Origin of the sequence: Streptomyces aurantiacus (assembly GCF_001418335.1) — a bacterium.
Classification (GTDB): domain Bacteria; phylum Actinomycetota; class Actinomycetes; order Streptomycetales; family Streptomycetaceae; genus Streptomyces; species Streptomyces aurantiacus.
The window spans coordinates 1-10,285 of sequence record NZ_LIPP01000070.1; the positions used below are offsets into that span (position 1 = coordinate 1).

Annotated in this window: 7 protein-coding genes and 1 pseudogene; 1 reads left to right on the plus strand and 7 read right to left on the minus strand. The window is 70.6% G+C overall.

Annotated features, from left to right (window positions below):
• A partial coding sequence (gene pepN / locus AOK01_RS10375) for an aminopeptidase N (protein WP_055510658.1) occupies nt 1-2,600 on the minus strand: 2,600 nt, incomplete at its 3' end.
• 195 nt (nt 2,601-2,795) lie between these two features.
• Here pepN and AOK01_RS10380 point away from each other — a divergent pair.
• Nucleotides 2,796-3,455, plus strand: coding sequence for a DsbA family protein (locus AOK01_RS10380; RefSeq protein WP_055510659.1), 660 nt, complete (start codon nt 2,796-2,798; stop codon nt 3,453-3,455).
• Between the two features lie 214 nt (nt 3,456-3,669).
• On the opposite strand, the gene AOK01_RS10385 is transcribed toward AOK01_RS10380, so the two are convergent.
• The 6 genes and pseudogenes from AOK01_RS10385 to AOK01_RS10410 form a co-directional block, all read right to left on the minus strand.
• Nucleotides 3,670-4,563, minus strand: a complete 894-nt coding sequence (locus AOK01_RS10385; protein WP_055510660.1) for a TauD/TfdA dioxygenase family protein — start codon at nt 4,561-4,563, stop codon at nt 3,670-3,672.
• A gap of 43 nt (nt 4,564-4,606) precedes the next feature.
• Nucleotides 4,607-5,933: pseudogene (locus AOK01_RS10390) on the minus strand (LLM class flavin-dependent oxidoreductase).
• A gap of 32 nt (nt 5,934-5,965) precedes the next feature.
• Nucleotides 5,966-6,769 (minus strand): ABC transporter ATP-binding protein, encoded by an 804-nt coding sequence (locus tag AOK01_RS10395; protein WP_245702196.1) that lies wholly within the window; start codon nt 6,767-6,769, stop codon nt 5,966-5,968.
• Complete coding sequence (locus AOK01_RS10400) at nt 6,745-7,668, minus strand: ABC transporter permease (RefSeq protein ID WP_055510661.1); 924 nt, start codon at nt 7,666-7,668, stop codon at nt 6,745-6,747. The genes AOK01_RS10395 and AOK01_RS10400 overlap by 25 nt, the downstream gene beginning before the upstream one ends.
• Nucleotides 7,669-7,673: 5 nt before the next feature.
• Nucleotides 7,674-8,741: an ABC transporter substrate-binding protein gene (locus tag AOK01_RS10405; RefSeq protein WP_055510662.1), complete on the minus strand. Its 1,068-nt coding sequence runs from the start codon at nt 8,739-8,741 to the stop codon at nt 7,674-7,676.
• A gap of 335 nt (nt 8,742-9,076) precedes the next feature.
• The coding region (locus AOK01_RS10410; protein WP_055510663.1) for an ROK family transcriptional regulator at nt 9,077-10,285 on the minus strand (1,209 nt) is incomplete at its 5' end.

The following is a 10,285-nucleotide window of genomic DNA, read 5'->3' on the forward strand; positions in this document are numbered from 1 at the left end:
CCCCCCGCACCTACATCACACGCCTGCCCCCGCAGGGCCCGCGCAAGATCATCCCTCGCCTCCGCCACCAACCGCCGAAGCGCCGGCGCAGCCTCCCCACGCCCCGCAAGCCACCCGTCCGCCAGATCCAACGTCCCCTGGGAGTCCTGCAGCGAAGGGAACAACCCCCTCACCACATCCATCCCGATCTGAATCGACCGCTCCTCCCACACCCGCTCGATCACCTCGAAGTACTTGGAGGCATACGGCGCGGCCAACCCCCGCTGCGACGCCTGCGCGAACCCGTCGATCGTCGCCTCGACCAGCGCGTTGGACAGCGAGTCCGACTCGACCACGACCGCCCACGCCTGGGCCTTCACCGCCGCGGACGGCCGCGCCGCCAGGCACCGCACCTGATGCCGCTTCCCGGACGCGGTGTCGTCGCGGGCGAGCTCCGCGGCGAGCACACCCTCGTCCGCCACCCCGTGCGCGGCGAGCGGTTCGAGGAACGCCCAGCGCAGCTCCTGATCGACATCGAGCCCGTCGATCTTCGCGGCCGCGGTGCCCTCCAACAACTCCTGGAGCACCAGCAGATCCGCCTCGCTCGACGCGACCGCCGCGAAGAAGCGCGCCCACGTCAGCTGGTGCTGGCTGCCGGGCGCCGCGGACCGCAGCTCACGCAGCGCGCCCTCCGCGAGCAGCCGCCCGCCGGTGGCCCGCCACTCGGGCGCCACGTAGAAGGTGAGCGCGGTGTTCGCCCACGCGTGCAGCACCTGGAGCACGCCGATGTCCGACTCGCGGCCCGCGAAACGCAGCACCAGGCCGATGAAGTCCCGCGCGGGCATGAGCGCGTCGCGGGTCAGGTTCCACAGCGCCGACCAGCACAGCGCGCGGGCGAGCGGGTCGGTGATGTCACCGAGCTGCGCCCGCAGCGTGTCCAGCGAACCCTCGTCGAAGCGGATCTTGCAGTACGTGAGGTCGTCGTCGTTGACGAGGACCAGCTCGGGGGCGTCCGCGCCGGCCAGCTCGCCGACGACCGTGCGCGGACCGTCGACGTCCACCTCGGCGCGCGCGTACCGCACAAGCGCGCCGCCCGAGCCCTCCGAGCCGTCTACGCCCTCCCGCCGGTAGAGGCCCACCGCCACCCGGTGCGGTCGCAGTTCGGGATGCGACTCGGCCGCCTCCTGGAGGACCGTCAGCTCGGCGACGCGGCCCTGTGCGTCGAGCAGCACCTGGGGCGTGAGGGAGTTGACGCCCGCGGTCTGCAGCCAGGACCGCGACCAGGCCGCCATGTCGCGCCCGCTCGTCTCCTCCAGGACCGCCAGCAGGTCACCGAGGCGCGTGTTCCCGTACGCGTGCCGCTTGAAGTAGCGGCGGGCGCCCTCCAGGAACGCGTCCCGGCCCGCGTACGCCACCAGCTGCTTGAGGACCGCGGCGCCCTTGGCGTACGTGATCCCGTCGAAGTTGAGCTTGGCGTCCTCCAGGTCGCGGATGTCGGCCGTGATCGGGTGCGTGGAGGGCAGCTGGTCGGCGCGGTACGCCCACGCCTTGCGGTTGTTGGCGAAGGTGACCCAGCCGTCGGTGAAGCGGGTCGCCTCGACCATCGAGAACGTGCCCATGAAGTCCGCGAAGGACTCCTTGAGCCACAGGTCGTCCCACCACACCATGGTCACCAGGTCGCCGAACCACATGTGGGCCATCTCGTGCAGGATCACGTTCGCCCGGCGCTCGTACGACGCCCGCGTCACGTTGCCGCGGAAGATGTACTCCTCGCGGAAGGTCACACAGCCCGGGTTCTCCATCGCGCCGAGGTTGTACTCGGGCACGAACGCCTGGTCGTACTTCCCGAAGGGGTACGGGTAGTCGAAGTGGTCGTGGAAGAAGTCGAGCCCCTGCTTGGTGACCAGGAAGACGTCGTCGGCGTCGAAGTGCCGGGCGAGCCCCTTGCGGCACAGCGCGCCGAGGGGGATCTCCAGCCGGGTGCCGTCGTCGAGGAGGCGCTCGTACGAGTCGGTCACATAGTGGTACGGGCCGGCGACGAAGGCCGTGATGTACGTGGAGATGGGCTTCGTCCCGGCGAACTTCCACACGCCGTCGACGAGTTCACCGACACCGTTGCTCCACACCACCCAGCCCTCGGGGGCCCGCACCTCGAAGCGGAAGGGCGCCTTGAGGTCGGGCTGCTCGAAGTTCGCGAAGACACGGCGGGAGTCGGCGGGCTCGTACTGCGTGTAGAGATAGACCTCGCCGTCCTCCGGGTCGACGAAGCGGTGCATGCCCTCACCGGTGCGGCTGTACGCGCACTGGGCGTCGACCACCAGTTCGTTGTCCTCGGCCAGGTCCTCCAGAAGGACCCGGGAACCGTCGAAGACGGCGCCGGGGTCGAGGTCCCGGCCGTTCAGCGAGACGGCCGTGACGCTCGGCGCGATCAGGTCCGCGAAGCTCGTGGCGCCCGGCTCGGCGCTGCGGAACCGGATGGTCGTCACCGACCGGAAGGTACGCGGCTCGGCGTCCGTCCCGCCGACCGCGGAGCGCAGGTCCAGCGACACCTCGTACTCCTCGACGGACAGCAGTGCCGCCCGCTCGCGGGCCTCGTCGCGGGACAGATTCTCACCGGGCACGGGCGGCACTCCTTGTGGCGTCATGGGTACATGTGAAGGTACGTGTGGACAGGACCGATCCTGTCACGCACCCCTGACACGGTGCACCCGGGAATGGCGCGGACGACCGAACGCATTGAGGCTATTGAAGGTGGAGACAGCACCGGCACGGCACCGAGGGCTCCCGACACCGACACCCCCCGACCGAGGAGAACAATGTCCGAGCAGCAGGCATCAGCCAAGACCCCCGTCGACTTCTGGTTCGACCCGCGGTGCCCCTGGGCGTGGATGACCTCGCGATGGGTCCTGGAAGTGGAGAAGGTCAGGGACATCGAGGTCCGCTGGCACATCATGAGCCTCGCGGTGCTGAACGAGTCGAAGCTGGACGAACTCTCGGAGTCGTACCGCGAGACGATGTCGACCACGGCCTGGGAGTCGGTCCGCGTGGTGACCGCGGCCTGGCAGAAGCACGGCGCCGACATCCTCGGCCCGCTCTACACCGCGCTCGGCACCCGCGCGCACAACGAGGGCCGGGGTCTGACCAAGGACGTGATGGCCGCCGCGCTCGACGAGGTCGGCCTCCCCGCCGACCTGATCGACTACGCGGACCAGCTCGACTTCGAGTTCGACGCCGAGCTGCGCGCCTCCCACAAGGAGGGCATCGACAAGGTCGGCCAGGACGTCGGGACGCCCGTCATCGCGGTCCCCGGCGCCGACGGCGAGCAGATCGCGTTCTTCGGCCCGGTCGTCACCCCGGCGCCCAAGGGCGAGGACGCCGCCAGGCTGTGGGACGGCGCGCTCCTCGTCGCCTCGGTCCCGGGCTTCTACGAGCTCAAGCGCACCCGCACGAAGGAGCCCGACTTCAGCAACCTGTAGGGGCGGGCATCTTCTGGGTGCGACCGACACGCTCCCTTGCCACCCGGGAACGGGAGGACCCCCGCGAGTCACGTCCTCGCGGGGGTCCTCCGTCCAGCCGCCTGCCCGCGTGAAAGGTGAGAAGACGATCACGAGGGAGGGTGCCGAGGGTGTTCTTCGGGCTCTTATTGCGAATAGCTTGCAAGTGCAGGCTAGCAGCAAGAGAACTGTCCGACTACGCGACCGAGGTGTAGTGCGAGGCGTCGCCCGCGATCGAGTGGCTCTCCTTGCCCTCGATGCCGACCGGTACGTCACCGGCGACCGTCACCCGGTTCAGGCGGCGCGGCAGTCCGTCGTAGTTGTCGATGGCGTAGTGCTGGGTGATCCGGTTGTCGAACAGCACGAGCTGGTTCGGGGACCAGCGGTGCCGCAGGACGTTCTCGGGCCGCACGACATAGGCCTGGAGCAGATCAAGGACCTTGCGGGACTCGCTCACCGACAGACCGGCGATCCGCTGGGCGAAGCCGCCGATGAACAGCCCGCGCTCGCCGGTCAGCGGATGGACCCGGACCACGGGGTGGACGGTGCGGTACTTGATGGACGTGAACTGGGCGCGGTGAGCGGCCAGCGTCTCGTCGACCTCCTCCTCCGGCACCGCGTAGTCGTAGTCGTTGGTGTGCTCGGCCCACAGCGTGTCCGCGAGCCGGCGCAGGGGCTCGGGCAGATCGCGGTAGGCGGCGGCCGAGCTGGCGATCAGCGTCTCGCCCCCGTACGGCGGGATCGTGATGCTGCGCAGGGTGCTGGCCTGCGGCGGGTTGAGGACGAACGTGACGTCGGTGTGCCAGTTGTTGGCGGCACGGCCGCGCTCGCTGTCCACGGGCAGCACGTTCGGGGCGCCGTCCACGGCGGGCACGGTCGGATGGGCGGTGGTGAGGTCGCCGAAGTGCCGGGCGAAGGCCTGCTGGCCCTCGTCGTCCAGATCGACGTCGTCGAAGACCAGCGCCTTGTGTTCGTCGAGGGCGGCCCGCAGGGCGGTGACGACCTCGTCGTCGAGCGGTTTGGCGATGTCGACGCCGGATATCCGCGCGCCGATCTTCGCGGTGACCTTGCGGATCTCGATGCCGGTCATGGGAGTCCTCTCGGATGCGGGTCAGCGATGGGGCGGCTACGGGTCAGATGCGGGCGAGTGCCGGGGAGACGTGCTGGTTGGCGGGGCGCGGGAGGCCGTATCTCTCCCGCAGGGTCTGCCGGGGGGCCTGCGGGGGGCGGCCGTCGTACTCCGTGCGGAGCAGCCCGCGGGTGCGCAGGATCGGGACGACGTGGTCGACGAAGGCGTCGAGGCCGGACGGCAGGACCGCGGGCATGATGTTGAAGCCGTCGGCGGCGCCGAGCGTGAACCATTCCTCGATGGCGTCGGCGACCTGCTCGGGCGTCCCGGTGAACGTGAGGTGCCCGCGCCCGCCGCCGAGCCGGCCGATCAGCTGCCGCACGGTGAGGCGTTCGCGCCGGGCGAGTTCCACGACGAGCGTGTAGCGGCTCTTGGCGCCCTCGACGGAACTCTCCGGCGGCAGCTCGGCAGGCAGCTGCCGGTCCAACTCCAGGACACCCGGCGGTAGTTGGAGCAAGCCCTCCAGACGGCTCACCCCGTGCGCGTGGACGATGTGGTCCTCAAGGACCTGTTCGTTCGCCCGTGCCTCGGCCTCCGTCGAACCGATCACCGGGACGATGCCGGGCAGCACCTTGATGTGGTCGGGATCGCGGCCGGCCGCCGCCGTACGGGACTTGAGGTCGGCGTAGAAGTCCTGCGCGTCCTGGAGGGTCTGCTGGGCCGTGAACACCGCTTCCGCGTAACGGGCCGCGAACGCCTTGCCGTCCTCCGAGGAGCCGGCCTGGACGAGCAGCGGGTACCCCCTGCGGGGAGCGCGGGACGTTGAGGGCTCCCTCGACGCTGAAGTACTTCCCACGGTGCCGGGGCGGATGGATCTTCGTGTCGTCGCCCCAGACACCGGCCGCCTTGTCGGCGACGACCGCGTCGTCCTCCCAGCTGTCCCAGAGCTTGAGCGCCACATCGAGGAACTCGGCGGCACGTGCGTACCGCTCCGCGTGCGCGGGCTCCGCGGCGAGGCCGAAGTTGCGGGCGGCCTCGGCGCCCGCCGTGGTGACGATGTTCCAGCCCGCCCGGCCGCCGCTGATGATGTCCAGCGAGGCGAACTTGCGGGCCAGGTTGTAGGGCGAGTTGTAGGACGTGGAGGCGGTGGCGATCAGACCGATGTGCTCGGTGGCCGTCGCGAGCGCGGTGAGCAGCGTGAGCGGCTCCAGGGCGCCGGCCGGCCGCTGCGCGAGGTTGCTCCACAGTTGCGGTCCGTCGGCGAGGAAGAGCGAGTCGAAGGTGCCGCGCTCGGCGGTCCGCGCCAGCCGGACGTAGTGGCCGAGCTCCACATGGGCGTACGGATCGCTCTCCGGAAGCCGCCAGGAGGCCTCGTGATGGCCGGTGTTCATGAGGAAGGCGTTGAGATGCAGCCGGCGCCGCGTCACTGATGGACCTCCTGGTCCTTGTCGTTCTTGTCGTCTGTGTGGTCCTCGGTGTGGTCCTCGGTGTGGTCCTCCGTCACGCCGAGGGCGGCGAGCAGCCGCTCGCGGTACTCGCCGAGCAGCGGATCGCGGTACGAGCGGGGGTGCGGGCGGTCGATGGCCAGGTCGAGGCCGATACGGCCCTGGTCGAGGACGAGCACCCGGTCGGCCAGCACGATCGCCTCGTCCACGTCGTGCGTGACCAGGAGGACCGAGGGCCGGTGACGTTCCCACAGCTCGCGCAGCAGCCCGTGCATCCGGATCCGGGTGAGCGCGTCCAGCGCGCCGAACGGCTCGTCGGCCAGCAGGAGTTCGGGCTCCCGGACCAGGGAGCGGGCCAGGGCGGCACGCTGGGCCTCGCCGCCGGACAGCTCGTTGGGCCAGGCCCGTTCGCGTCCCGCGAGGCCCACCTCGGCGAGGGCGGCCCGGCCCCGCTCCGCGGCCTCCTTGCCGTCGGCGCCGAGCAGGACGTTGTCGAGGACGCGGCGCCAGGGCAGCAGCCGGGAGTCCTGGAAGACGACGGACACCCGGTCGGGGGCGCTCAGCCCGCCGCTGCCGACGACCTCGTGGTCGAGGCCGGCGATGGCGCGGAGCAGAGTGCTCTTGCCGGAGCCGCTGTGCCCGAGCAGCGCCGTGAGCTGCCCGGCCGGCAGGTCCAGGTCGACGTGGTCGAGGACGGTCCGGCCGTCGAAGGAGCGGGTCAGGCCCCGGAGCCTGACGGTCGGGGCGGCCTCGGTCGTCAGCTGTTCAGTGTGCGTCGCCACGACAGCACCCTCCGTTCGATGAGGCGGACCGCGCTGTCGGACACCAGGCCGAAGATCCCGTAGATCAACAGGCCGACGAGGATCACGTCGGTCCGGCCGTAGTTCTGGGCCTGGAACATCATGTAGCCGAGGCCGCTGGTGGCGTTGATCTGCTCCAGCACCACCAGACCGAGCCAGGAGCCGGTGACGCCGAGCCGGAGCCCCACGAAGAACCCGGGCAGCGCGCCGGGAATGACGATCTCCCGGATGAACCGGAGCTTCGACAGCCCCTGGACCTCGGCGAGTTCGACGAACCGGTGGTCGATCCCGGACAACGCGGAGTACAGGTTCAGATAGATCGGGATGTAGACGACGATGGCGATGATCGCGATCTTGAACGTCTCGCCGATGCCCAGCCAGAGGATGAACAGCGGGATCAGACCGAGGGTCGGGATCGCCCGGTTGAGCTGGACCGTCCCGTCGATCAGCGCCTCGCCGATCCGGCTGAGCCCGGCCGTCAGCGCGAGGGCCACCCCGGCGGTCAGGCCGAGGGCGAATCCGGAGCCGGCGCGTTGCAGCGAGGTGAGGATGTCGGTGGGGAGCGTGCCGTCGCTCCAGAGCTGACCCGAGGTGCGCAGGACCGTCCAGGGCGCGGGGATGGCGCCCGGGTCCAGCTGCCCGGCCGCGGAGGCGACGGCCCAGACCACGACGACCAGGGCAGGTCCGGTCAGCCGGGAGGCGGGCAGCCGTTTGCCGGGGGCGAGACCGCGGCGACGCCGGGTACGCCGTGCCGCGAGAGAACCCTCCGCGCCGTCCAAAGCCTCGACGGCCCCGGCGCTCCCGGCCACGACGGTGGCGGTCGTACTCGTACTCGTACTCGTACTCGTACTTGTGGTCGTGGTCGTGGTCGTGGTGGTCATAGTGCTCACCTCCGGTAGTCGGCGGACACGGCTTTCGCCGCGATGCCCTCGAAGCGGCGGTCGAAGAGCGAGCCGACCTTGAACGCCTTCACGAAGCCGCCCTCGGCCAGCAGGTCCGCGGTCTCCTGCTCCCACTTCACCGCCTCGTCCCAACTGGGCGGAAACAGCGGCTTGTTGGCGAGCTCGGTGATCGCCTCCGCCTGGGCGAGGGTCAGGTTCTGCGTCTTGACGTAGAACTCCCTGTTCCAGTCGTCGGGATGCTCGTACGCCCACACCTGGCCCTGGGCCCACCGCGGGATGTACGCGGCCACGGCGGCGGCCTTCGCCTTGTCGGCGAGTACGGAGGTGGGCGCCCACAGGAGACTGAGCAGGTCCACGACGTCGGTGGGGATGGTGTGGGCGCCCTTGGACCCGTACTGCTTGAGGTAGGCCGGTGACTGCTGGTTGGCGAGCGGGGCGATGTCCACCTGGCCCGACTGGAGCGCGGTGAGGAACTGGTTGCTGGTCAACGGCACCAGCTCCACGTCGTCGTACGCCAGCCCGGCCTGCTTGAGCGCCCTCAGCAGGACGACACCCTGGGCCTGCCCCTGTGAGAAGGCGAGCTTCTTGCCCTTGAAGTCCTGGACGGCCCGGATGTCGCTGCCGGGCTTGGTGGCGAAGAGGTAGTTGGGCTTGCGGGTGAGGTTGATCGCGACGATCTTCGCGTCGAAGCCCTGGTAGTGCGCCTGGATGGGCGGGATACCCGCGTTGTTGGCGACGTCCAGGGACTTGGCGCGGAAGGCGTTGATGACGTCGGGGCCGGCGCCGATGTTCGCCCAGGAGGACACCTTGAACGGCAGATCGGTCAGGCCCGCGAGCTTGAACTGGAGCTGCTGGGTGCCCTGATACGAGGAGATCTTCAGGCTCGTACCCGACGGGACCTTGTTCGCCAGCGGGGCGGACGTGGCTCCCTTGGCCACGGTGTCGGCGGCGCTGCTGCCCGCGCAACCGCTGAGCCCGGCAGTGGCGGCGGCGCCGAGCAAGGAGGAGAGGAAGAGCCGCCGGTCGACACCGGACGCGGACAGAGGTGGCATGGGAGGACTCCCTGAATTCATGAGGTGGTTCACGGGGGCCGACGGACGGAACCGGGCAGGCGGAACCGGCAGGCGGAACCTGGGGGCCGAGAGGCGCGGGTGCCGGAGGAGGGCGCCGGAGGAGGCGCGCGCAGGGTGCGGCGGCGGAGGCGACAGACGGACGCGACGGACGGACGTGACAGACGAACACGGCGGCCGGACGTGGCCGGGTCGTCAGTGCGTCAACGTGTCAACGTGTCAACGTGTCAACAACAGAGGGTGCGAAAGCTGCGACAGCTCATGAACCTGATGCTCCTGGCCTGGTGTGAAGCCTGTCAACATTCGGATTTTCTGAATTAAGTCGGTCCCGGTGGGAGGGCCCGGAGTCTGCCCGGCGACATGCCGAGCGGGTCCCGGTAGACGACGTCCAGAGCCACCGAGCCGCCCGCGACGGCCAGTACCGAGTCCGGGAAGCTGGTCGGCACGACGGTCGCCGCCCGGTCGGACTCGACCTCCTCGCGCAGCGCGGCGAGGCAGTCCTCCCGGTGGACGGAGCCCATCTCGGTGACGACGACCGTGTCCGGGTTGAGCACGTCGAGCAGGAGCCCCACGGCCCGGCCGGTCATCAGGGAACGGTGCAGCAGGAGGCGTACGGCGGTCGTGTCACCGTCGGCCGCGGCGGCCAACACGTGCATGGGGTTCGAGGTACGGATGACCCCGGCCTCCCGGGCCCGCCGGCACAGGGTGCGCTCGCTCAGCTCCGCCTGGAGGCAGCCGGTCCGGCCGCAGTCGCAGGGCTCCGTGCCGCCGGCGAGGGGGAGGTGGGCGATCGAGCCGGCCTGGGAACGGGGGCCGTGGTGTACCTCGTCGTGGGTGGCGAAGGCGGCGTCGACGACGTTCCCGACAAAAAGATGGAGCACGCTGAGGCTGCCGCGCGCCGCCGCTCCGAACAGCCGCTCGCCGTTGACCAACGCCCGCGCGTGGCCGTCCACATGGACCGGCAGGCCGGTGTGTGCGGCGATCACCTCGCGTACGGGGACGTCGTGCCAGTCGAGGAGCGGGTGATCCACGATGGTTCCGGAGTCCCGGTCGACCCAGCCGCCGGCCGCGACGCCCACGGTGAGCGGTGTACGGCTCCGGGCGTCCGTCAGGAGGGCCCGCAGCCCGGCCGCGGCGTCGGCCAGTACCCGGTCCGGCTCGGTGCCGCCGTCGTGGCTCAGCCGGCGCTCGGCGACGACCCGGCCGCGCAGGTCGAGGAGGGCGACTGTGGTGTACGGCACCGCCACGTGGATGCCGCCGACGACGAACCGGGAGTCGTCCAGGTCGACCGGTACGTGGGGGCGGCCGACCCCGTTCGACCGGCGGGGTTCGGGAGCCTCCCGGATCAGGCCGAGCGCGCTGAGCCGGGCGCAGTGGTCGGTGACCGACGCCGGGGAGAGGCCGGTCAGTCGGGCGACCGTGCTGCGGGCGACCGGGCCGTGGTCCAGGACCGACCGCAGGACGACGCTGGCACTGGTCCTGAGCCGGTCGCTGTCGACGGCTCCCCGACGGGCGGGGGAGGGGGC